This window comes from Pseudonocardia xishanensis (assembly GCF_039541715.1).
GTDB lineage: Bacteria > Actinomycetota > Actinomycetes > Mycobacteriales > Pseudonocardiaceae > Pseudonocardia > Pseudonocardia xishanensis.
Window position 1 is genome coordinate 1 of record NZ_BAABGT010000060.1, and the last position, 23,801, is coordinate 23,801.

Genomic DNA, 23,801 nt, shown 5'->3' on the forward strand with positions numbered 1-23,801 from the left:
TGACCGCCCGTCGGGCCTGATCTCCTCACCGACGTGTCCGTGAAGCGGGGTCAATATCAGTGTCCGGCGCTGGGGGCCAAGCTCACATCGACCTTGGACATCAGTCCGTCGAGCAGCCCGGCATCGACCATCCGGTTCACGGCGTCACGGGCCGTCTCGGGCTCGGCACCGGCCTGGGGGTCGACTCCGAGCGGATGCGCGTCCTGGTCATCGATCACGGACATCTGTGTACTCCTCAACTCAAGAGGATCTTCTTACACAGACCATCTGACAGGCTCCACCTGCGACTTCTCGTCCACCGAGAGCACCACGGCGGACTCCGGCGGATCCAGGTAGAGCCCGACGATGTCGTAGACCTTGTCCACGAACAGCGGATCGTTGGACAGCTTGAAGCCGTCCTCACGGTGAGGCTGGAGCCCGAACGCCTTCCATATCCGCGCGATCGTGGACCTCGACAGCCCGGACCGCTTGGCCATCTTCGCCCGCGACCAGTGTGTCGCATTCCTCGGCGTGGACTCCAACGTGGCCACCACGACATCCTTGACCTGCTCAGCGGTCACCGTCGCCGGGCGACCCGGCCGCGGATCGTCCACCAGCCCATCGAGCCGGTGAGCCACGAACCGCGACCGCCACTTCGTCACCGTCGGCGCCGAGCAGCCCACCAAGGCTGCGACGTCCTTGTTCATCATCCCGTCACCGCAGGCCAACACGATCCTCGACCGCAACGCCAGCGCCTGCGACGACTTCCGCCGCCACGCCCACCGCCCCAGCTGCTCACGCTCCTGCGCAGTGAGGATCAGCTCTGCTTTCGGTCGTCCGGTCCGTGCCATACCTCACTCTACAACTAACAGAACGAACTACTGGCGCAGGCCACCAGTGACACGACATCACCAGGCCCACACCCGTTTTCCCAGTTCAGACTGCCTATCCGAGCACCTTCGCTGGGCAACAGCTGCGGAACCCAGGACGAGCTCATCGCAGCAGTCAGCCCCTCATCGTCGCCGGCGCATGATCAGGTCGGCAAGGCGCAATGGCTCCACGCTGGAGGGCGAAAATCCGGGCCTGGACTGATCCGTGTCAGATAGCTATATTGCCCTAGTACAGCAGCCCGAAAGCTCGTCCGGCATGCTGGGTGTTAACCACGCGAAAAGGAATACATATCCATGCTGACCGATCGCGACCGCATGTGACAGCACAGGTTCGCGCATTGCGTCATGTCGCCTGGACGACCTCCGGCCGCGTGCCCGCTCAGGCATCCACTGGTTCCAATTCGGAGGCTCGACACATGCCCCTCAGCGATCCCACCGTTCTACGGGACAAATCAGGAGACTGCTTGCCGAAGTTCCAGAAGACGCGTGTCGAAGCCCTTCGGCCACTGGTCACGCCGGACCTGGTGGCTGCGCATCGCGACAATCCGCGCGGTCCTCACTCCCACGAGCTCAACCTGGTCCTGAATTTCGTCCGCGGCCCCGCCTTCTCCATGGATCGGAAGCCGTTCGCACTTGTTCTCCACCCGTACGACGAGTACGGGCTCGCGTTCATGACCGCTCGAGGCGAGTCGGTCGAGGTCGGCCCGGGGTCGGTCTACTCATCCGAGCCGGAAGCCATCCACGCTGTTTTCCTGCAACGCCTCGAGGCGCACGGGTTGTGGAGCGACAGCGAGGGGCGGTCGCAGAATGTCTAGGTTGTTCATTCGTGGGTACTGTGACCGTCCTAATGTCGCCCCGGGCGAAACCGTCTCCTTCTTCGTCGCAACGGATCGGCCCGCTGACTACACCGCTGAACTCGTCCGGCTGGTGTGCCGGCCCGAAGGCTCCACCGACGGCCAGTCCCGCCACACGGACGGCACGCACGCCGACCGGATCGATACCGAGCGCGTTGACCTCGATCTGGGCGCTCCCCGGCGCGGGTTCCCGCAGCGCACCCAGGTCGGCGGATACGTGGAGGTTCCCGACCCGGATGCGGCGCTGGCCGGAGTGCAGGGCGGATTCACGCTGCACGCGTTCATCTGGTCGACCACACCGCAGAAGCGGCAGTCGGTCCTGAGCAGGTGGGACGAGAGCGCTCGGGCGGGATGGGCCCTGACGATCGATGACGGCTTCCTGACGCTGACCGTTTCGGGGCCGGACGGGCAGTCTGCGTCGGTGCGCTCCGACCGCCGGCTGTTCCCGGAAGTCTTCTACTCGGTCGTCGCTGGCCTCGACACCGCCACCGGCGAGTTGTTCGTGGAGCAACGCGTCCGGCTCAACCGCACCAACAGCCGCCTCGGACACGTCGTTCCGCTCGACTCCGACACCACTGTCGACGTGAGGACGGAGGTCCGGCCCCTACCGGCCGCCGCTCCCGTCGTGATCGCGGGGCTGACCGCAGAGGTGGTCGATGGGCGCGCCTGGGTCTCCGACACCTTCAACGGCAAGATCGATTCCCCCAAGGTGCTGGTCGGGGGACTCTCCGAGGATGCGCGCACAGCGCTCCACGACGGCCGGGCGCCCGTAGGGGACGCGCTGCTCGCGCAGTGGGATTTCAGCCGCGAGATCACCGCGCACGGAATCGCCTCCGACGACGTGACCGATGTCTCGGGGAACGGCCGTGACGGTCGCTGTGTCAACCAGCCCGACCGGGCGATGACCGGTTGGAACTGGGACGGTTTCGAGGAGAACTACCGTCACGCCCCTGAGCAGTACGGGGCGATCTGGTTCCATGACGACTCACTCGATGACTGCCGCTGGACCGACCCGATCGAGGTCCAGATCCCCCAGGCCACGCGCTCCGGTGCGTACGCGTTGGTCGTGCGCTCGGGCGACCACGAGGACCAGATCCCGTTCTTCGTCGTCGCTCCGCGGGGTGCAACGAGTGCCAAGGTCGCTGTTCTCCTCCCCACCTTCAGCTACCTCGCCTACGGCAACAGCCAGGACATGCAGTCCGTCCCGAGCGGTCAGGCGATCATGGGCGTGTTCACGAGCCTGGAGGACCGGGACCTGGAGCTGACCGAGAACCCGGGACCGTACGGCCTGTCCACCTACGACTACCACGCCGATGGTCGTGGAGTGCAGTACAGCTCCTGGCGCCGGCCACTGCTCAGCATGCGGCCGCGGTACCGCCACGAGTTCGGGTCAGTCTGGCAGTTCCCTGCGGACCTGCAGCTGCTCGGGTGGTTGGAGGCCTCGGGCATCGACTACGACGTCATCACCGACCACGACCTGCACGCCGGGGGCCTTCCGCTGTTGCAGGGATACAAGGTCGTGCTCACCGGCACCCACCCCGAGTACTACTCGAGCCCGATGATGGATGCCTGGGAGGACTATCTCGCCACCGGTGGCCGGGGTATGTATCTCGCTGGAGACGGCTTCTACTGGGTGGCATCGCGGCATCCGCACAAGCCGTGGATGATCGAGGTGCGGAAGGGCGAGACCGGCGCTCAGGCTTGGCGCGCTCGTCCAGGCGAGTACCACCACGAGTTCAGCCCCGAGCGGGGAGGCCTGTGGCGCATGCGTGCTCGTGCGCCACAGAAGACGTGGGGTACAGGGTTCGGCTCCTACGGTCTCGACGTCTCCGCCGGCTACGTCCAACTCCCGGACGCCCGTGACCCTCGGGTCGACTGGATCTTCGACGGCGTCGAGGAGGACGAGGTCATCGGTGACTTCGGGCTGGTGAATGGTGGAGCAGCAGGACTGGAGTTGGACGTCTTCGACCTGACTCTCGGCACTCCGCCCCACGCGCTGCTCCTGGCGAGCTCGCAGGGACACAGCGTCAACGCCGTCCTGGTCCCGGAGGAGCACTACTTCACCCATGCCGGCATGAACGGGGTGGAACACCCTGGTGTGCGGGCGGACCTCGTCTTCTTCACCACCCGCGCAGGCGGTGCGGTGTTCAGTGCGTCGTCGATGACCTGGTGCGGGAGTCTCTTGTCCGACGGGGGCGACAACAACGTCTCGCGCATCACGGGAAACGTGCTCCGCCGGTTCATGGCCGACGCACCGATCGACGAGATCGTGTAGCCGGTACGGCCCGGAGGTCTCGCCCCCCGACGCGGGCACGTTCGAGCGGAGTGCCACCTCTCCACCAGCGGACTCGGCTGCTCACTGGCGCCTGAGGTGCGCAGTCTCGGGTGCGTCAGGCGATGGCGGTGATGTCGCCGTCGTCGAAGTAGATCGCCTGGTGGAGTCGTCCGCCGAGATCGGTGGCGAATCGGGCCAGGACGTCCTGCCCGGAGACCTTGCCGCGTTCGATCTGGGAGATCCGGCCCTTGGTGACGCCCATGCGGTCGGCGACCTGTTGCTGGGTCATGCCGCGGGCTGCAGGGCGGTTGTCGCCCGGTGCCACCGGTGTCGAAGATCCGGATACCGGTGCGGGTGACGCTGGCGAGCCAGGGCGCAGGTCGCTCGGTCGCGAGTGTCTCGATGTCGTCCCAGTACCGCAGCCACAGTCGGAGCTGGGAGAAGAGGTCGCGGCTCAGCCCTCTGAAGTAACTGAGGAAGCAGGCTCGGACGCCGTGGTCGAGCAGGGTGTTGCGTTCGAGGGGTCGGCTGCGGATGCGTTTGTCGCGGGTGAGGACCACGAGGCTGGCGGCCCTACGATCGGCAGCCATGCGGTGTCGGCGCCGCCTGGTACGGGTCCGCCGGGCGCTCCGGGCCAGGTGATGTCGCCTCGGACGTAGGAGAGCGCCTTGGCCACACCGAGGCTGTTCTCGTCGACGAAGAGCGCGGGGCCTGTGGGGCGGGCACGCGGTCAGGCGACGCGGTCGTGCCCGTACCGAACCGCGGCAGTGATGTCCCCTACGCCGATGTCGTACACGGCGGCGACCCGTTCGCGGGATTCGCCGGCCGCGACGAGTTCGGCGACCGTCTCGGTGCGGGCACCGCTGGTCAGGGTGGGTTCGCCGAAGCCGTGGTCAGGGTCGGGGACGACGGGGACGGTTCGGCCGAGGGGGTAGAGGCGGCGGGCGTTGCCGGTGCCGTCGTCGGCGAAGTCGACCTTCTCCAGGAATGCCGTGGTCAACACCGAGCGGTGCCGCAGCACCTGCCCGACCTCGCCGAGCGGGCTCCCTGCTTGCAGCATGGCGGTGGCGGCAGTGTGCCGCAGCCGGTGCGCGTGCATCCGGCCCAGACCGGCGCGCTGCGCGGCGTCGAACACGACCATCGTCACCCCGCCGGTCGTCAACTCCCGATGCGGGGCGTGGACGCGGACGAACACGCTGCGTCCCTGCGCGGTGCCCGGTCGGCCGCGCCGCAGATACCGCGCGATCGCCGCACCCACCTCGGCGGGCAGCGGCAGTCGCTCGGCTTGCCCTTGCCCAGCACCGCGATCTCGCCGCGGCGCCAGTCGACGTCGTCCAGGCCGAGTCGGGCGACCTCGCCGGCGCGCAGCCCCAACCGCGCCAGCAGCAGCATGATCGCGTAGTCCCGCCGCCCGGTCGGGGTGCACCGGTCACAGGCGGCCAACAGGCTGCGCAGCTGACCCGGTTCGAGACCCTTCGGCAAGCCGGAGAGCCGCCAGCCCGCGACCGAGGGAACCGCGGCCACCAGCGACACCGGGACCGCGCCGCTCAGGTGCAGCCACCCCAACAGCGACCGCGGCGCGCAGACGATCAGCTTCGCCGATCCGACAGCCCGGCCCGGGCAGCTGGCCAGCACGAACGCGGTGACATCGGCGGCGCTCATGCCGGAGAGCTCGAGCGCGTCGCTGCGCACCCGGGTCGCGACGAACGGCCGCACGCAGTCCACGTAACCGCGCGCCGTTTCCGGCGTCACACCGCGCTCGACGAGCAGCCAGACGCGGTAGCGACCGAGCAACTCCTCCACCGGACCGGGCGCAACATCCTGCGGGATCGGCAGCACGCCCAACGGCGCGAGGTACCCCAGCGGCGTTGCAACGCCCTCACCGACCGGTACTCCACGTACCCCGCAGCTCGCCGCTGCGCCGGGTACCGCTCGATCGCCGAGGCACTCAAGCCGTCGAGCCCGACACCCCTCGGCGTGCATCCAGCGGTCCAGATGCGCGATGAAGCACAGGTGCTGGCTGGCGGAGGACCGCGAATAGCCATGCCGCAGCAGCGCCTCGGCGATCCCGGTGACGTACGGCTCCAGCGGCCCCCGCACGATCGACCGCAACGCCTTGACCACGACGCTCTCCTCTCCACAGTGGAGAAGCAAGCGTCGACCAGCTCACCGGATTATGCCGACCGCGCCAGCCCGCAGCCCTTGTACCTGATCGGCATAATCGGGAGGTCGGCATAATGCACAACGCGCTCGATCACGGACTTGGTCATCCGGTTCAGCAACCCATCGACGCCCTCGATCGGCGTCCCGGTGATCTTCGCGTCGGCCAACAACGCATCGATCACCGACGGGTCGAGCGCGCCGGCCAACCGGCGAGCTGCCTCGGCCGCATGATCTTCAGTACTGGTGTCTTGACTCACAGATGGTCCTTCCCGGCCGCGTGATGATCACGCTGAGCCGATCTTGGTCCACCCGTGGTTACACGACTTTCGTGACACGCCCCCTGGAGTTCATCGAGTCCCGGCCGTTGGGCGGGGCGGGGCGTGGCTGCTCGACCGGTTGTGGCACCGGCTCGGGATCGACACCCTGCTGCGCCGCCTGGCCGCCGGGACCCGGCGGGATCCGGTGGTGGAACGGGTGCTGTTCGCGCTGGTCGCGAACCGGGCGTTGGCGCCGTCCTCGAAGCTGGCCGCCACCTCGTGGGTGGCCCATGACGTGCACGTCCCCGGCCTGGACACGGTGTCTGACGACACCGGTTGCCGGGCGATGGATTGGCTGATCAAGGTGGAGGACCAGCTCGCGCGCGGGGTGTTCGACGCGGTCGCGCACCTGCTCAACCTCGAGGTGGATCTGATCTTCTTCGACACCACCAGCACCTACTTCGAGACCGAGGAGGCCGACACCCCGGTCTGGCGTGACGGGCACGGCCGGGTCGTCGCCCTGGACCGAAATCGGCGCCACGATGGCCAGCCGGACGCCGAGGACGACGGCGCTGCTGATCGTGAGCCGCCGGCCGGGGCGACCGGGCAGGCGGGGTTCCGCAGCCGCGGGAAGTCCAAGGACTCCCGCGACGACCTCCCGCAGGTGGTGGTCGGGATGGCGGTGACCCGGGACGGGATCCCGGTGCGGGTGTGGTGTTGGTGGCCAGGCAACACGAGTGACTCGCCGCTGATCCGGCAGGTGAAGGACGGGCTGCGGGACTGGACGTTGGGGAAGGTCATCTGGGTGGCCGACCGCGGGTTCACCTCCGCGGCGAACCGGCGGCATCTGGCCGCCGGCGGGGGCGGCTACATCCTGGGCGAGAAGCTGCGCTCCGGGTCGGCCGAGGCGGCCGCGGCGATGACCCGCCAAGGCCGCTACCAGGGCGCGAACCTGCGGGTCAAGGAGGTCAAGATCTCCGAGACCGAGCGGTTCGTGGTCTGCCACAACCCCGAGGCCGCCGACCGGGACATCGCGATTCGGACGAACCTGGTCGAGCGGCTGGAAACGATGATCACCGGCTCGGACCGGCTGAGCGCGGCCGAGCGGGCCGAGCTGCGCGGGGTGATCTCCACCAAGCCTGGGCTGAACCGGTTCCTGCGGGTCACCCCGGGCGGGCTGCTGCGCATCGACGCCGTGAAGATCACCGCCGACGCTCGACGGGAAGTACCTGCTGCGCACCAGCGATCCGCACCTGTCCACCGAGGACATCGCGCTGGGCTGCAAGCAGTTGTTGGAGGTCGAGCGCGGCTGGCGAGACACGAAGCAGATCCTGGACCTGCGCCCGATCTATCACCGCCTCGAGGACCGCACACGCGCCCACGTCGTGCTCTGCTGGCTCGCGCTGCTCCTCGCCCGGATCGTCGAGACCCAAGCGGGCACCCCCGGCCAGCCCGCGACCCGGCCGCGCGCCCGCGACCAGCTCCAACGCCTACACGTCGGCACCTTCACCGGCCCAGCCGGGCTGTTCCGCCAGACCACCCCGCCCTGCCCGGAGGTCCGGCGGTTGCACCAGGTCCTCGTCATCGCCCCGCCGCCGCGGACCCTCGACCTCGACACCGAGCCCACCGCACCGCGTTGACCAGGCACGATGCCGCCGCCTAGTGACACGACATGTCACCAGGCCCACACCCGTTTCCCCAGCTCAGACCGCCTATCCGAGGCACCTTCGCCGGGCAACAGCTGCGGAACCCAGGTCCGAGACGGACACCGCCATGTCCGAGGAGCCAGGGCGTGCTGGTGCACGGCCTGCTCGGTGGTGCGCCGCGTCACAGAGCTGACCTCGCGGCATACGTGGAGGAGCTGCGTACTGATGCCCAGATCGCGGGCAGCGGGAGTCACGTCAGATCGAGGATATGCGGCACCGTCGGACGTGCCGGCCCGGCGGCCGACCTCGCCACCGCGAAAGCCCGTGACCGTGCGATGCCGAGAAGCGACTCCTCAGCACCTCGGCGGTCAGTAGGTCATCTGGCTCTTCCTCACGACTGCCCGCGGACGGGTGTCCACCTCGAGGGAGAACAGGTCCGGACGGGCGTAGTGACCGATCGGATCGAAATCGAGGCTTCCCCGCGCGATGTCCCCCATATCCAGGTCGGCGACGAGTACCGTCGCCTGCTCGCGCTCGGGGCCTGCGAGGACGTGCCCCAGTGGGTTCACGATCATGCTACCGCCCTCGCACATCACGGCGTCCTGCGCGAGGTCGACCGGATAGTCCTCCGGGTAGCTCTCCCGGCGGATGAACTGGTTGGAGCTCAGGACGAAGCAACGGCCTTCCAGCGCGATGTGCCGCATCGAGGCCGCCCACGTGTCACGCGCATCCGCCGTCGGCGCGCACCAGATCTCCACCCCCTGGCTGTACATGTAGGTACGCAGGAGCGGCATGTAGTTCTCCCAGCAGATCGCGACGCCGACCCGCCCGTACCGGGTCTCGATCACTGGCTGGCGAGCGAGGTCGCCGTTGCCCCACGCGATCCGCTCGGCCCCCGTCGGCACGAGCTTCCGACGCGAGTTCATCACGCCGAGCTCAGGATCGGTCCATACGGCGGTGCAGTAGAGCGTGCCGCCGTCGCGCTCTATGACGCCCCCGACCAGGAGCACGTCATTCGCCCGAGCGATGCGTGCCAGCTCGCCGCGGACGGGTCCGGCGAGGTCCACCGCAGCGGCGTGGTAGCGGCGGTACCACTCCCGCCCCTCCGCGTCCCTGCTCCCGAAGACCGAACCGAAGTTCAGGCCTCGCGGGTACCCGCCGATGAACGCCTCCGGGAAGACGACGAGCTGACATCCCTTCCCGGCGGCCTCGCCCGCGAGACGGTCCAGCTCGCTGAGGCTGGCCTCGGCGTCGAACGGCACCCCCGCCGCCTGGATGACACCCGCCCGGATCCTCGGAGCCGTCACAGCCGGATCAGCTCGGTCATCACGGACTTCCAGGGCTCGCGATGCCCGTGCATGGTGTCCGGGTCCGTACCCCGGATGCGCGCCAGCTCGGCGGTCAGCTGCTGCAGCGGAACCATGCCTGTCACCGGACGAAGCAGGGGGTGGGGCGAGGTGAACGCGAGCTCGCCGGTTCCGTCCTCGACGACGGGTATCGAGGTGTTGCCCAGCTTCTCGAGTGCGGTTCGCAGTAGTTCGGTGCGCCCGCCGTCGGACTCGGCCGGCATGATGATGACCGCCGCCATGCCGGGCCAGAAGCCGGCCGGGGTTCCGTGAAGGGCGAACTCCGGCGACATCGCCTCGGTCCACATCCACGCACCCTCCTTGATCTTGAGGGCCGCTTCCTGCGCGGTCGGCAGATCCTTGTCGAACCCGACGATCAAGATCGTGTCAGCTGCGGCGAGGGTCGCAGCCGCATGCGCGGGTTCCCCCATCGTCAAGGTCTGCGCAACGGAGTCCGGCAGCAGATCGACGCCGCGCGTGAAGGCCAGCTCGGGATCACGGTCGAACTGCGCCGCCATCTTCGCCAGCACCGCGAGCGAGCTCAGGTAGGAGACGGTGAACGTTCCTGCGGTCTCGTTCGCACACGTGCGGAGGGTGTGATCGGCCTCCTGCTGCGGAGCCGTCCGACCGACGACCGAGATCGTGGTAGCACCCGCTTCCTTGGCGCGCCTGAGCGCTGTCGTGGGAAAGATCTTGGTCCCGCGGTGGCTGATGACGACGACCTGGTCGCCGCTGCGGAGAGGAGCGGTGGTCGCCAGATCGTGGGCGTCGATCGCCCACGGACGCACTTCTCCCCCGGTCATCGTGCTGATCCAGTTTGCGGCGACCCGGGACGCGTGCAGAGAGGTTCCGATCCCGCTGAAGATGATCGGCCGGCTGGGGTCGAGCGGGGGCACCTGAGTGTCGCGGAGGACCTCGGCCAAGACCTGTGGAGTCGAGGCGATCTGTACGTCGAGGTTGCTCATCGGGCTCACGCGGCCTCTCGTGTCGGGGACTTCCAGTGATCGACGGCACGCCGCTGGAGCATCTCGCGGTACTGCCGGGTGGTCTCGACCAGGAGCTCGCCGGATCCCCAGTCCAGGATCACACCGTACTGACGGACGAGGTCGAGCGTGGTGAGCTCTCCCGCCCGGTAGCGCTCTGCTGTGGCCTCTGGATCCTCGACCAGCCAGCCGAGACGGTCTCGTCGGATCCTCTCCCGCGCCGTTCTCGTGCCCTCCTCGTCGACGTCGAACCGGTCGAGGTCCCGGTCGATCTCGATCACGACGACGCCGTAGTCGATGAGGGCGCGCTCGACGCTGACGTACTCGTCGATGACGTCCTCGAGGACCGACGTCGGCTCTCGATCGAGCGGGTCGCCCAGTCCTCCTCCGCCTGCGGAGGGACGCGTGAACATGTCGCCTTCGGAGACGGGGACGTTCGAGAAGATCGCGCCCATGTACGTCGCCTTGCCACCGGCGGGCGTCAGCCACACTCCGTGCGGCACCGACGGCAGCCCGCCCTGGATGCCCCAGGTGATGGACCTGGCACGGTCGCAGCAGTAGGACATGACGGTGTTGGCGACTCCCGTGAGCGTGCCACCTTTGCGTACCCCGCAACCGCCACGGAACTGGCCGGGCCCTCCGGAGTCGGTGGCGATGCGGTGCTCGGTCGTCACCACCGGGGACAGACGCTCCTGCCCCTCGAGGGGCTGGACGGCCTCACCGACCCCGAAGACGGCAGACGTGGCGGAGGCGCCGTCCTTCCCGTTGCGGCCGCCCCAGCCGCCCACCATCCAGTCGTACCACATGAATATTCCGTTGCCGCCGTCGCGCGTGTCCCGCCCACCGACGAGGAGGTACTCGATGTCGGTGCAGCAGGCCATGGCCCGTTCCGGCAGGACGTTGGACCACAGCTCGAACGTCGCGTTCGCGACTTTGCCGTAGCTGCCGGAGCAGAACCCCGTGACAGCCGTCGGCCAGACCGCGTTGACGACGGTGCCGGCCGGGCCGAGGTCGACGTCGATGACCCGGTAGAAGCCGGAGTTGAGGGGGATGTCGGGGAAGAACATCTTCGTCCCTGTGATGAGCCCCGAGAACGACGAGCCGAAGGTGCCGTTGAGGAAGGTTGCGACGGCCTCGGCCGAGCCGGACAGGTCGTAGCTGATCCGATCACCGGAGATGGTCATCTCGACCGACACCGGGACCAGCCCCTCCGCACGCGCTGGGTCGTAGTCAAGGTAGTCCGTCGTCTTCCAGGTACCGTCGGGCAGTTCCGCGACACGCTGGCGGGTGAGGCGCTCGACGTAGTCCTGGACGTCCTGCATGGCGATGAGGACGGTCTCGCGGCCGTACTTCTCGACCAACCGGAGCAGCTCGACCTCAGCGATCCTGGTGGCTTCCATTTGGGCGTGCAGGTCGCCCTCAGCGGTCTCCGGCGCGCGCGTGTTCGAGACGATCATCCGTGCCACGTCGACGAGGTGGTGACCGCGGTGCGTGATGCGGAGGGGTGGAATCCTGAGCCCTTCGCCGAAGTGCTCCTTCGCATTGACGTCGAACGACCCCGGAACGCTGCCCCCGATGTCGGCCCAGTGCCCGTTCGACTGGGAGAACCCGATGAGTTCATCGCCGGCGAAGATGGGGCGCACGATGCGGACGTCGGAGAAGTGCGTCCCTCCCAGGTAGGGATCGTTGACAGCGAACACGTCACCGGGGTTGATGTCGTCGACGAAAGCGTCGATGACGGCCTTCGCCGTGAAGTGCAGGGTGCCGACGTGGACGGCGATGTCGGCACTCCCCTGCATCACCGTGTTCCCGTCCCGGTCGCACAGAGCGGAGGAGAAGTCACGGGCGAAGATGACGAAGGAGTGACACGTCCGAAGGATCTGCTCGGCCATCTGGTCGACGATGGTCGCGAAGGAGTTCTTCAGCACTTCCAGCGTGACCGGATCGAGCTGGTAGGCGTTGTCCGGCGCTTCCGCGGCGATGGCACTCATCAGACCGTGATCCTCAGGTTGAGCCAGGCGTCGACCTCGGCGACGGCGCCCGGCGGGATGGGAGTGGTGGAGTCGAGCTGCTCGACGATCGCAGGCCCTTCGATGACCGCGCCTGCGCCGAGCGCGTCACGGTCGTACACGGGAGTGTCGTGAGGACTGGTCTCGTCCTGGAACCAGACCGCACGGCTGCCCGACGGCGTGGGTACCGATCGCACCGGATCGTGGCGAGGGAGCTCCGGCTTCGGCACGGTCCCGATCGCCGTCACGTTCAACCTGTAGACCTCCACCGGCGTGCTGTCCCGGCGGAAGTTGTGCTCGCGGGCATGCACGGCATGGAACTCCTCGACAGCGCCCGCGAAATCCGTGAAAGTGCCGTCGACCGGCACTGAGATCGACCGCCACTGACCCACGTAACGCATGTCGATCGAGCGCAGCAGGTGCATGTCGGCCTCCGCCACCTTCTCGGTCCGCAACCGCTCGTACGCCTCGGCCTCGAGCTTCGAGAACTCGGCCTCGACCTCTGCAGGCTCGACGGATCCGACTCGGCCGAGGAACATCGACGAGAGGTCGTGCTGGATGTCGACCAGCAGGCACCCCAGCGCTGAGGTGATCCCCGGGTTCGGAGGCACCAGCACGGTCGGGATCGAGAGCTCGCGAGCGAGATCGACCCCGTGGAGGGGTCCGGCCCCGCCGAACACGACGAGGACGAACTCGCGAGGGTCGTATCCGCGACGGATCGAGATCAGCCGCACCGCGTCGGCCATGTTGGCGTTGGCCACCCGCAGCACCGAGTTCGCCGCGCCGTGGAGATCGAGACCCAGCGGCTGCGCCACACCCCTGTGGAGGGCGTCCTCGGCCGCGTTGGAGTCGAGGCTCATACCTCCGTCGATGAGCTGGGTCCCAAGGCGTCCGAGGACGAGGTTGGCGTCCGTGTTGGTGGGTTCGACGCCACCCCGTCCGTAGGCGGCGGGACCGGGTGTCGCGCCCGCGGACTGCGGTCCGTTGCGCAGTGCACCCGCATCGTCGAGCCAGGCCAGTGAGCCACCCCCCGCGCCGATCGTCAGGACTTCGATGCTGGGGAGGCAGATCGGGTAGCCGTACTCGACGGTCCACTCCTTCGTCGTACGGAGCACGCCGTCGGTGACCAGGGAGATGTCGGTGCTCGTTCCCCCCATGTCCAGCCCGATGGCGTTGGGGTACCCGCTCAGCATGGCGATGTGGCGGCTGGCGATCGCGCCGGCCGCGATCCCCGATGCGGACAACCGCACGGCGAGCTTCTCGACCGTCTTCGGCGTCATGACACCCCCACCGGAGTGCAGGATCAGCAGGTCGCCGCCGTACCCGTCCGCCTCGAGACTGGAGCTGAGGCGGTTGACGTAACCACTCACCAGTGGCGCCAGCACGGCATTTGCGGTCGTGGTGGAGAAGCGCTCGTGCTCGAAGATCTCGGGAAGGACCTCGCTGGACGTCGTCACACGCACGTCCGGCAGCTGCTCCCGGATGATCTCCGCCATCCGCCGTTCGTTGGCGGGGTTCGCGTGCGCGTTGATGAAGCACACAGCGACGGTCTCGACCCCTTTTCGCCGAATCACATCGACGATCCTGTGGGCACCGGCCTCGTCGAGGGGGACGAGGATCTCACCGGCGTAGTCGACCCGCTCCGCGACCTCGTAGCGGTCGCGTCGCCGCACGTACGGAGGTGCGACGTCCTTGTAGGCGTCCCACAGGTCCTCCTTCGTTCCCCGCCGGATCTCGATGATGTCGCGGAAGCCCTCCGTCGTCACCATGGCGGCACGGGGAAGGCGCCGCGTGATGAGGGCGTTGGTCGCGACGGTGGTCCCGTGGCAGAACAGCGCGACGTCGCGGAGATCGACGCCGGCCTTGGCGACGCCCTCCAGAACGGCGTCGATCGGGTCGACCGACGACGGCACCTTCTCCACGCGCATCGTTGCGGTGTCGTCGTCGAAGACACAGATGTCGGTGAACGTTCCACCGACATCGACGGCCACGCGGGTTCGTGCAGGACTCATAGGTGACTCCCCATCATGAGACGGCTGGCGATTGAGAACGGTGGTATACCGCCCCGTCGTTGCCTGCGACGCCTGCTCCATTGCCTGGGCCGCTCTTCACCGCCGGAACTTCAGGCTCTAGGAAGATTGGTACGCTAGTGTGGGCCGAGAAAGTGGACCGAGCAACATGCCAATCGCTCAAGATTGGACTGAGATGCACGAAGTTGTCCTCGCCGGAGTGCTCCCAGGCGACTGGATGCACGCCGACGGCGCGCTCTACGTCAGACTGGCGAGCGCAATGCGGACCGCTCTTGATCGCGGTGACATCGCCGCCGGAACGCGGCTCCCGCCCGAGCGCACCCTGGCGCAGTCTCTGCAGATCAGCCGAGCGACCGTCGTCAGCGCGTATCGCATGCTCCGCCAGGAGGGCCGGCTGACGAGCCGCCAGGGCAGCGGCCACGTCGTGGCGGAGCCTGCTCACGACCACGGGCGCCCTCTGTTGAACAGGGAGCTCGTCGATGGGCAGGCGCTCAATCCGCTCATGCGTGGGGCCGATCCCCTCGATCGAGGGCTGGTTGATCTCACGGCATCGCGCCAGACGCCGATCGGCTCGCTGCTGCGCGACGTGGTCGTCGGCGCCTCCGAGGACGTCGGCGCCCTTGCCTCCGGCCTGGGCTACCACCCGTCAGGGCTCGCAACGCTGCGAGAAGCCGTCGCCGACTACTTGACGGTCCATCTCGGCCTCCGGACGTCGGCATCGCAGATCATGATCACCAGCGGGAGCCAGCAGGCCATCTGGCTGACCGGCCAGCTCTACGCACGGAACAGGGACCGGGTCGTGCTCGAGAACCCGACCTACGCGGGAGCGATCGACGCCTTCCGCATGATCGGGGCGCAGTTGGAGCCACTGCCGGTGACTCCGGACGGCTTCGACGTCCAGGCCCTCAAGTCACTGCTGCCCTCAGTGCGCCCGAGGGTGGTACTGCTTTCTCCGACCTGTCAGGCACCGACCGGCATCGTCATGTCCGAAGAGCAGCGCACGGCACTGGTCGACCTCGTCGACGAGCACCAGATCACCACCGTCGAGGATCAGACGATGCTGCCCCTTCTCGTCGATCAGGTGGCCCCGTCCGCTCTCGCCTCGCTGTCCACCACGGCTCAGGTGCTGACCGTGGGTTCGCTCAGCAAGATCATGTGGCCTGGCCTGCGGACCGGCTGGGTGCGTGCACCCCAACCCGTCATCGAACAGCTGACACGCATCAAGGCCGCCACCGACCTGGGCAGCTCGCTGATCGGTCAGCAGGTCGCAGCTCGGTTGCTGGAACATGTCGGCGAGATCAGTGCGTTGCGCCGCGCCGAGGTCCGCGACGCACTCGACACCGCGTGCAGCTGTCTTGACCGCATGCTACCCGACTGGGCGTGGCGTCGCCCGGCCGGCGGTTTGTCCATGTGGCTGAAGATGCCCGAGCCAGGCGCCGTCGAGTTCGCGCAGATTGCCCTGCTGCACGGTGTGAAGATCGTGCCGGGATCGTCGCTCTCGTTCGACGGAGGCAACGACGACCATGTTCGAATCCAGTTCGTGCAACCACCCGACGTGATCGATCTCGGGATCCGCCGCCTCGCCCAGGCGTGGCACTCGTACGCCTCCGAGTGAACTGGTTTCGATGACGTCCTTGCGCGAAGGATCGTCGTGTGGTCGTGCCGCTCAGGGCCGGTGGATGGGCCCCCCGCCGTCGGCGAGCCTGGCCCCGCTGCCACCCCAGCGCTGGGCGATCAGCTCAGCCGCGATCGACACCGCTGTCTCCTCCGGGGTTCGAGCCCCGAGATCGAGGCCGACCGGCGACGACATCCTGTCGATCTCACGATCCGTCAGTCCCTCGGCCCTGAGCCGGACCAGTCGGTCCTCGTGGGTCCGACGCGACCCCATGACGCCGATGTACCCGACCTCCGACAGCCGCAGCGCGACCTGCAGGAGGGGCACATCAAACTTGGGATCGTGGGTCAGCACGCAGAGCGCGGTACGCCGGTCTGTCCGCCCGGCGTCCGCCTCATTCTTCAGGTAGCGATGCGGCCACTCCACCACGACGTCGTCAGCGCCCGGGAAGCGGCTAGCGGTGGCGAAGATCGGGCGTGCATCGCAGACCGTCACCCGGTAGCCGAGGAAGCCCCCCAACCGCGCCACCGCCGCCGCGAAGTCGATCGCACCGAAGACGATCATCCGCGGCCGCGGCACGAACGACTCGACGAACACGTCCAGGCCCACGCCACGGCGATCCCCGGAGGGGCCGTAGGTCAGCATGGCGCTCCGTCCCGCGCCGAGCAGACCAGCGGCGTCGGTGGACACGGCATGATCGATCCGGGCGGATCCTGTGCTCCCGTCGACCCGGTCGGACCAGATCAGCAGGCGTCTGCCGACGCGCTCCTCAGGACCGGCGACGACAGTGGCGACGGCGACCGGGGTGTCGTCGCGAATCGCACTCGCGACCTCGTCGAGCTGAACGAACGTCTCGCTCGTGACCTTCTCCACGAAGACGTCGAGGGTGCCGCCGCACGTCAGACCCACCGAGAGCGCGTCGTCGTCGGAGACCCCATACCGCTGCAGGACAGGACAGCCATCGACTCGGACCTGCTGCCCCAGCTCGTACACGCTCCCTTCGACGCATCCACCGGATACGGAACCGATCACCTCTCCGCGTGGGCCGACCACCATCGAGGCGCCGGGCTGCCGTGGGGCTGATCGGTAGGTCGCGACCACGGTCGCGAGGGCGACAGCCTCCCCCTCGGCCAACCATGATCGGAGCTGCTCGATGACGTCACGCACGGCTCCGCTCCCACCGGAGGGTTCTGACCTCGCTGCGCTCCCGCGCGTCATGCGAACGGCGGCAGAGGTGTCTCACCGGGCGACTCTGCGACCGAGCAGGTACGCGGCGACGACCAGGAGAACCGTCACCCATGCGCCTACGCTGAGACCCCGTGCGACCCTGGCGCCTGCGCCGACGATCGCCGAGCCCCCAAGCGAGAGGATGTCCATCTCCCCCTGCGCCTTGGTCGGCGTTCCCGAGTCCTCGTCGCGAACAGCGGTTTCCGGCACCCGCGCGGGGCTGATGCCGTGCGGTTCCGCGACCGGCTCTGCCGACGAGCCTGGTGGCGTGGCGGCCAGCTTCTCGGCGACGCAGGAGGCGAACTGGCCGATGATCCTGTCGGCGACGTCGACGACCACGCCGCGTCCGAACTGAGCAGGGCGGCCGGTGAGAGCGAGGTCGGTGACCATCGCCACCGACGTTCGCTCTGCGGCCACACTTGTCAGGGAGATGGTCACCGTGGCGTTCGCCGTGCTGCTGCTCTGCGTAGCACGTCCGGAAGCCTCGATCACGACACGGTCACCATCGCGATCCCGCTCCACGTACGCGCCGGTACCGCTGTACTTCATCGAGATCGGGCCCAGCTTCACCTTCACCGACCCGTCGAAGCGATCGCCCTCGTACTTCGTGAGCGTAGCTCCAGGAAAGCAGGGCGCGATCAGGTTCGGATTGTTCAACGCCTCCCATGCCTGTGGCAGGGAAACATCGATCGTGAATCCGTTCTCCAACTTCACGTGGACCTCCCAACGTTCTGCAACAAGCAGGTATGTCACGCTCGCCGACGCGTACCCCTATACTCCCGCACCCGGCGCGGCGCCCCAATTGTCGATCGTCAGAATCGGCAGCGAACGTCTTGTAGGTCGGACAAGTACTGAGATTTCCGACAGTGACTAGCGTGGGAACGTGTTGTCAAGCGCAGCGCCGACGACATCGAGTACACAATCCAGCACGTCATCCGATGTCGTGAAGTTCGGCAGGAATCGAACGACGTTCCCATCCGATCCGGTAGCAAGCAGTATCACGCCGCGAGCGCAGGCGAAGGAGCAGACCGCCGACGCCGCGCCGTGCAGCGGAGCGCCGGACTCCGGATCCGACAGCTCGAAGGCCTGCATGGCGCCGATCCCGCGTACGTCGCCGACAACAGGGTGCTGCCGTTTGATGGACTCGAGTCCTGAGCGTAGCTTCTCCCCGATGCGCACGGCCTCGTCGAGCAGGTTCAGCTGCTCGATCTGGTCGAAAACGGCGTTTGCTGCCGCAACCGCGATCGGGTTGCCACCGAACGTTCCACCGAGGCCGCCTGCCTGAACGGTGTCCATCATCTCGGACCTGCCCGTCACGGCGGCCAGCGGAAGTCCGGCTGCCAGGGCTTTGGCCGACACGACGATGTCCGGAACGATTCCGAAGTGCTCGCTCGCGAACCACCGCCCGGTGCGTCCCATTCCGGCCTGGATCTCGTCGGCGACAAGAAGTGTTCCGTTTGCCGTCGCCCACTTCGCGAGGGCCGACAGGTAACCGTCGGCAGGGACGATGAAGCCACCCTCACCCTGGACCGGCTCCACGACCAGAGCGGCGAACTGTTCTGCCCCCACATGCTCCAGTGCGGCGATGGTACGCGCTGCAGCGTCCGATCCCGAGAGCCCGTCGCGATAGGGGTAGGAGTTCGGCACGTGATGCACGCCGCCTGCGAAAGGTCCGAAACCGGATCCGTACGGCTCGAGCCGGTGGTTCATCGCCATCGTGAGATTGGTTCGGCCGTGGAACCCGTGCTCGAGCACTGCCACCCCGGGCCGACCGGTGCACTTGCGAGCCACCTTGACGGCGGTCTCGATGCCTTCCGACCCAGAGTTCACCAGCACTGTCTTCTTCGGGTGATCACCTGGAGTCTTCGCATCGAGGTGCTCGGCCACCAGCACGTACCCTTCGTACGGCAGGATGCCGAACAGCGTGTGCGTGAATCGTTGCGCCTGGTCCGTAATCGCAGCGACGACCGCAGGATTACTGTGCCCGACGCTCGTCACCCCGATCCCCGAGCCCATGTCGATCAGAGAGTTGCCATCGACATCGATGAGCCAGGCACCCGTGCCCCTCTCGATGTAGGCGGGCACGCTCCATGGCAGCGCATCGGGGACTGCTTGCAGTCGACGCTCATGGATCTGGCTGCCTTTGGCGCCTGGTAGGTGAAGCACGCTCAGCGGCGTATCCGCGACCGGCACAGGCATGACGGGGAATGACCCGGGCATGTGTCCTCTTTTTCTCAAGGTTCGTCTACTGAACTCCGAGTCGGGTCAGGTTGTCCAGCACGCCACCGCTCGGCGCTGAATCATTGCTCGGAATGACTTGGTCGTCTCGCCCAGTAGCTCGCCCGTTCCCCAGTCGACGATCACGCCGTAGCGGCGTACGAGGTCGAACTTGTCCAGTTCCCCGGACGAGTAACGCGCTGCGATGTCCTGCGGGTCCTCCTGCAGCCAGGAGCGCCGTGACTGACGGATCTGTTCCCTCAGCTCGTTCGTCGCGGCGACGTCAATCTCGTAGTCGAGGAGGTCTGCATCGTTCTCCGTTACGACGACGCCGTAGTCCAGCGCGGCGCGACGAACAGAAACGTATCCATCGAGGACATCCTCGAGAACTGCGGCGGGATCGCGCAGCAGAGGATCGCCATACCCACCGCCGCCGGCCGACGGCCGTTCGAAGGAGTCGCCGGGACCGACTGCGACGTTCGAGAAGGTGGCGCCGAGGTACTCTGGACCGGCTGCGTCATGGCGATGCAACCACAGACCGTGCGGCATCGACGGGAGCCCGCCTTCGATACCCCACGTGACCGACCGCGATCGGTCATTGCAGTAGGACATCACTGTCCGCCCTGCGTCAGTGAGGGTCCCGCCCTTGCGGACCCCGCAACCACCTCGGAACGCCCCGGGCCCACCTGAGTCCATGATGATCTCATGGGAGGTCGTCACCACCGGGCTGAGCCGCTCCTGCGCCTCGAAGGGCTGCACCTCTTCGCCGACCCCGAAAACCGCCGACGTGCAATTACTGCCGTCACGCCCGTTCCGCCCGCCCCATCCGCCGACCATCCAGTCGTACCACATGAAGTTCGGCGAGTCCGGTGAGCGCTGATCCTGTCCGCCGACGAGCAGGTACTCCAGGTTGAAGCAGCTGGCGATGGCACGTTCGGGGACGACCTGCGACCAGAGTTCGAAGACGCAACTGACGATCTTCTCGTATGCCCCTGAGCAGAATCCCGTCACAGCGGTCGGCCACGTGGCGTTCAAGACCGAGCCGGTGGGGCCGAGGTCGACGTCCACGACCCGGTAGAAGCCCGAATTGAGCGGGACATCTGGGAAGAACATCTTCGTCCCCGTGATCAAACCAGAGAAGGCGGAGCCGTTCGACGCGTTGAGGGGGTTGGCGACGGCGGGGTCGGAACCGCTGCAGTCGTAACGGATCCGGTCGCCATCAATGGAGAGCTTGACACGGACCCGAACCAGACCTTCCCCCCGCGCGGGGTCGGCGTCCAGGAAGTCCTCGGTCTCCCACTCCCCGTCGGGAAGCTGCGCGACTCGCTGGGAGGTGACCTTCTCCACGTAGTCCTGGACACGGTCGAACGCCGTCGTGACGGTGTTCGGCCCGTACTTGGCGATCAGACGTCCGATCTCGTCCTCCGCGACCTTCGTCGCCTGTGCCTGCGCATGCAGGTCCCCGCCGGCGATCTCCGGCGACCGCGTGTTGGCAAGAACCATCCTGACGACGTCGTGCAGGTATCGCCCCCGATCCCAGATGCGGATCGGCGTCACGCGCAGGCCTTCGCCGAAGTGCTCGTGCGCCGTCATGTCGAAGGAACCCGGCACCTTGCCCCCGACATCGGCCCAGTGCCCGTTCGACTGGCTGAACGCGATCAGCTCGTTGTCGTGAAAGATCGGCCGGACGATCCTCATGTCGCTGAAGTGCGTGCCGCCCAGGTAGGGATCGTTGAGCGCGAAGACGTCGCCTGGATTGATGTCGTCGCCGAACTCCTCGATCACCGCCTTCGCGGTGAAATGAAGCGTGCCGACATGCACGGCAATATCCTGGCTGCCCTGCATGATGGTGTTGCCATCCCGATCGCACAAGGCCGAGGAGAAGTCTCTTGCGTAGATGACGAACGAGTAGCACGTCCGGAGTATCTGCTCGGCCATTTGATCGACGATGGTCGAGAAGGCATTCTTCAGGACCTCGAAGGTGACGGGATCGAGATCTTTCTCGACGGCCTGCGACACCATGGAATCTCCTCCTGCGGTCATCAGACGGTAATGACGATCGTGCCCCAGCGATCCACGACAGCCGCTGCGTCCGGCGGAACCACGACCGTCGAGTCGAGCTGCTGGATGATTGCCGGGCCTCGGAGTTCTGCACCAGCCGGCAGGTGCGTCCGATCGAAGACGGGGGTTTCCACCGCCTCGCGTCCGCCGGTGTATCTCACCGATCGATGGCCGAGAGGGTTGGGCGTCCATGTTGTGTCGACGCGTTCAGCCGGTGTCAGCTCCGGCTTCTGCACGGCCCCGACTGCCCGCACCGCCAGCCGGTAGATCTCGACGGGAGCGTCGTCGCGCCGGTAGGAATGCTCGCGTTCGTGCTCGTTGTGGAAGGCAGCGGTGATGTCGTCGATAGAGCGGACAGGGTGCCCAACGGGAACGGACATCGAGCGCCACTGCCCGACGTAGCGCATGTCCACGAACCGCTCGATCGCCCTGTCGCCGGGCGCCACCGACTCGGCGTCCAGCCGCTTGTTCGCCTCGGTCTCGAGCCGCTCGAAGGCCTCTTCCACGTCCTCGAGTCGCGCGGTGTCAGCTCGAGCGAGATACATGGTCGAGAGATCGTGCTGGATGTCGACGAGCAAGCAGCCGAACGCGGACGTCACTCCCGGGCTGGGAGGAACGAGCACCGTCGGGATCGACAGCTCACGAGCAACATCAACGCCATGGAGGGGGCCTGCACCACCGAAGGCGACGAGGGCGAAGTCCCGCGGATCGTAACCCCGCCGGATGGACAGGAGCCGGACGGCGTCGGCCATGTTCGCGTTCGCGACGGCGACGATCGCCTCGGCGGCGTCCTCCACATTCATCCCCAGGCTGTCCCCGACAACCGCTTTGATCGCTGTCGCGGCCGCTTCTCTGTCCAACGACATCCCGCCGTCGATCAGGGACGAGCCGAGACGACCGAGCACGATATTCGCGTCGGTGTTCGTCGGAACCGTGCCACCATTGCCGTAGGCGGCCGGACCCGGCACAGACCCAGCCGATTGCGGTCCGTTGCGCAGTGATCCACCTTCGTCGATCCACGCCAGAGATCCACCACCTGCGCCGATCGTCAGCACCTCGATGCTGGGGAAACAGATGGGGTAGCCGTACTCGACGAACCATTGGTTGGTCATGCGGATCTCGCCGTCGGCCACAAGCGTGATGTCGGTGCTCGTACCACCCATGTCGAGCCCGATCGCATTGCCGAAACCGCACAGCTCGGCGAGGTGGCGGGTCGCGATAGCTCCAGCCGCGATACCGGAGGCCGCCAGTCGCGCCCCGTGTCGTTCGATCGTCGCCGGCGTCATCACTCCTCCACCGGAATGCAGGACCAGGAGGTCGTGATGATACCCGTCGCCGGCCAACTTGTCCTGCAGATTGTTGACATAGGCCGACACCTTCGGCGCGAGGACTGCGTTGGCGACCGTTGTCGAGAATCGCTCATGCTCGAAGATCTCCGGCAGCACGTCACTCGAGGCGGTAATGTAGGCGTCGGGGAGCTCCTCGCGAAGGATCTCGCACATGCGGAGCTCATTGACGGGATTGGCGTGAGAATTGGCGAAGCACACGGCCACAGTCGTCATCTTCCGCGCCCGGAGCACCTTTGCCACCCGCCGCGCCTCGACCTCGTCGAGAGCCCCGAGGACTTTCCCACTGAAATCGACACGTTCCGGGACTGTCAGTCGATGGCGCCGCGGAATGGGTGGCGGGGCGACATCGAGGTACGTGTCCCAGAGGTCCTGCTTCGTTCCCCGCCGGATCTCGATCACGTCGCGGAAGCCTGCCGTCGTCACCATGGCAGCCAGCGGAAAGTTGCGGGTGATGAGTGCATTCGTCGCCACCGTGGTGCCGTGGGCGAACAACGCGACCCGGTCGAGGTCGATCCCTGCCGCCCGAACTCCTGCGAGCACACCGTCGATCGGGTCGGCAGTCGATGGCACCTTGGCGACGTGGGACTTACCGGTCCGTTCGTTCTGCACGAACACATCGGTGAATGTTCCCCCGACGTCGACCGCCACGCGGAGATACGGAGCTTCGTCGGCACTGTTCATGGTTATCCTCGAACCTCAACTCGTTGAAACGAGCACACGGCGACTGCACGGTCAAGCGAAACATTCCCAGCCGCCCGCGACCGATGGGTGGAAGCTACAGAGAAGCCATTAGTGGAGAGCTGTCCTGAGCATGTCCCCGACACTGTACTGTGACAGGTAGCGCTCTGTAAAGTACTGTCTGAAGATCGCAAAGTTGACCAAGCTGTCATCCGACCGTAG

The 23,801-nt window shown here is 67.0% G+C and carries 17 protein-coding genes and 2 pseudogenes; 4 read left to right on the top strand and 15 right to left on the bottom strand.

Annotated features, from left to right (window positions below):
- Nucleotides 1-56: 56 nt before the first annotated feature.
- Nucleotides 57-224 (bottom strand): hypothetical protein, encoded by a 168-nt coding sequence (locus ABD993_RS20685; protein WP_345420881.1) that lies wholly within the window; start codon nt 222-224, stop codon nt 57-59.
- 51 nt (nt 225-275) lie between these two features.
- Nucleotides 276-830, bottom strand: a pseudogene (locus ABD993_RS20690) (IS630 family transposase); the annotation flags it as partial.
- 503 nt (nt 831-1,333) lie between these two features.
- On the opposite strand from ABD993_RS20690, the gene ABD993_RS20695 reads away from it, so the two are divergent.
- The gene (locus ABD993_RS20695) at nt 1,334-1,684 is read left to right on the top strand and encodes a N,N-dimethylformamidase alpha subunit family protein (protein ID WP_345420887.1); all 351 of its coding nucleotides are present in this window, start codon (nt 1,334-1,336) and stop codon (nt 1,682-1,684) included.
- Nucleotide 1,685: 1 nt separating this feature from the next.
- Nucleotides 1,686-3,998 carry a N,N-dimethylformamidase beta subunit family domain-containing protein gene (locus tag ABD993_RS20700; protein WP_345420889.1) on the top strand — a complete coding sequence of 771 codons (2,313 nt, stop codon included), beginning with the start codon at nt 1,686-1,688 and terminating at the stop codon, nt 3,996-3,998.
- 115 nt (nt 3,999-4,113) lie between these two features.
- Here ABD993_RS20700 and ABD993_RS20705 read toward each other — a convergent pair whose 3' ends face one another.
- The 4 genes from ABD993_RS20705 to ABD993_RS36830 form a co-directional block, all read right to left on the bottom strand.
- Entirely contained in the window at nt 4,114-4,287 is a 174-nt protein-coding gene (locus tag ABD993_RS20705) for a helix-turn-helix domain-containing protein (protein WP_345420892.1), read from the bottom strand.
- A 441-nt stretch (nt 4,288-4,728) separates the two neighbouring features.
- Nucleotides 4,729-5,256, bottom strand: a complete 528-nt coding sequence (locus ABD993_RS20710) for a tyrosine-type recombinase/integrase (RefSeq protein WP_345420894.1) — start codon at nt 5,254-5,256, stop codon at nt 4,729-4,731.
- A complete protein-coding gene (locus ABD993_RS20715) occupies nt 5,157-6,122 on the bottom strand; it encodes a tyrosine-type recombinase/integrase (protein ID WP_345420896.1) in 966 nt (321 codons plus the stop codon). The genes ABD993_RS20710 and ABD993_RS20715 overlap by 100 nt, the downstream gene beginning before the upstream one ends.
- 50 nt (nt 6,123-6,172) lie before the next feature.
- Nucleotides 6,173-6,418, bottom strand: a complete 246-nt coding sequence (locus ABD993_RS36830) for a hypothetical protein (protein WP_425569067.1) — start codon at nt 6,416-6,418, stop codon at nt 6,173-6,175.
- A gap of 83 nt (nt 6,419-6,501) precedes the next feature.
- Here ABD993_RS36830 and ABD993_RS20725 point away from each other — a divergent pair.
- A pseudogene (locus tag ABD993_RS20725) lies at nt 6,502-8,058 on the top strand (IS1634 family transposase); the annotation flags it as partial.
- A gap of 374 nt (nt 8,059-8,432) precedes the next feature.
- Here the strand turns inward: ABD993_RS20725 and ABD993_RS20730 are convergent.
- From ABD993_RS20730 to ABD993_RS20745, 4 genes are read right to left on the bottom strand one after another with little or no spacing between them, the layout of a single operon-like run.
- Nucleotides 8,433-9,371, bottom strand: coding sequence for a nitrilase-related carbon-nitrogen hydrolase (locus ABD993_RS20730; protein WP_345420902.1), 939 nt, complete (start codon nt 9,369-9,371; stop codon nt 8,433-8,435).
- Nucleotides 9,368-10,375 carry an SIS domain-containing protein gene (locus ABD993_RS20735; protein ID WP_345420904.1) on the bottom strand — a complete coding sequence of 336 codons (1,008 nt, stop codon included), beginning with the start codon at nt 10,373-10,375 and terminating at the stop codon, nt 9,368-9,370. The genes ABD993_RS20730 and ABD993_RS20735 overlap by 4 nt, the downstream gene beginning before the upstream one ends.
- Before the next feature lie 5 nt (nt 10,376-10,380).
- Entirely contained in the window at nt 10,381-12,384 is a 2,004-nt protein-coding gene (locus tag ABD993_RS20740) for a hydantoinase B/oxoprolinase family protein (protein WP_345420907.1), read from the bottom strand.
- Entirely contained in the window at nt 12,384-14,414 is a 2,031-nt protein-coding gene (locus ABD993_RS20745; protein ID WP_345420910.1) for a hydantoinase/oxoprolinase family protein, read from the bottom strand. Before ABD993_RS20745 ends, ABD993_RS20740 begins: the two co-directional genes overlap by 1 nt.
- A gap of 235 nt (nt 14,415-14,649) precedes the next feature.
- On the opposite strand from ABD993_RS20745, the gene ABD993_RS20750 reads away from it, so the two are divergent.
- The gene (locus ABD993_RS20750) at nt 14,650-16,047 is read left to right on the top strand and encodes an aminotransferase-like domain-containing protein (protein ID WP_345420913.1); all 1,398 of its coding nucleotides are present in this window, start codon (nt 14,650-14,652) and stop codon (nt 16,045-16,047) included.
- A 51-nt stretch (nt 16,048-16,098) separates the two neighbouring features.
- Here ABD993_RS20750 and ABD993_RS20755 read toward each other — a convergent pair whose 3' ends face one another.
- The 5 genes from ABD993_RS20755 to ABD993_RS20775 form a co-directional block, all read right to left on the bottom strand.
- Entirely contained in the window at nt 16,099-17,214 is a 1,116-nt protein-coding gene (locus ABD993_RS20755) for an XdhC family protein (RefSeq protein WP_345420916.1), read from the bottom strand.
- Between the two features lie 72 nt (nt 17,215-17,286).
- Nucleotides 17,287-17,988, bottom strand: a complete 702-nt coding sequence (locus ABD993_RS20760; protein WP_345420918.1) for an SRPBCC family protein — start codon at nt 17,986-17,988, stop codon at nt 17,287-17,289.
- Between the two features lie 156 nt (nt 17,989-18,144).
- A complete protein-coding gene (locus tag ABD993_RS20765) occupies nt 18,145-19,473 on the bottom strand; it encodes an aminotransferase class III-fold pyridoxal phosphate-dependent enzyme (RefSeq protein ID WP_345420921.1) in 1,329 nt (442 codons plus the stop codon).
- Between the two features lie 66 nt (nt 19,474-19,539).
- Nucleotides 19,540-21,513 (bottom strand): hydantoinase B/oxoprolinase family protein, encoded by a 1,974-nt coding sequence (locus ABD993_RS20770; RefSeq protein ID WP_345420924.1) that lies wholly within the window; start codon nt 21,511-21,513, stop codon nt 19,540-19,542.
- Between the two features lie 20 nt (nt 21,514-21,533).
- Nucleotides 21,534-23,582 (bottom strand): hydantoinase/oxoprolinase family protein, encoded by a 2,049-nt coding sequence (locus ABD993_RS20775; RefSeq protein WP_345420927.1) that lies wholly within the window; start codon nt 23,580-23,582, stop codon nt 21,534-21,536.
- Nucleotides 23,583-23,801 lie beyond the last annotated feature (219 nt).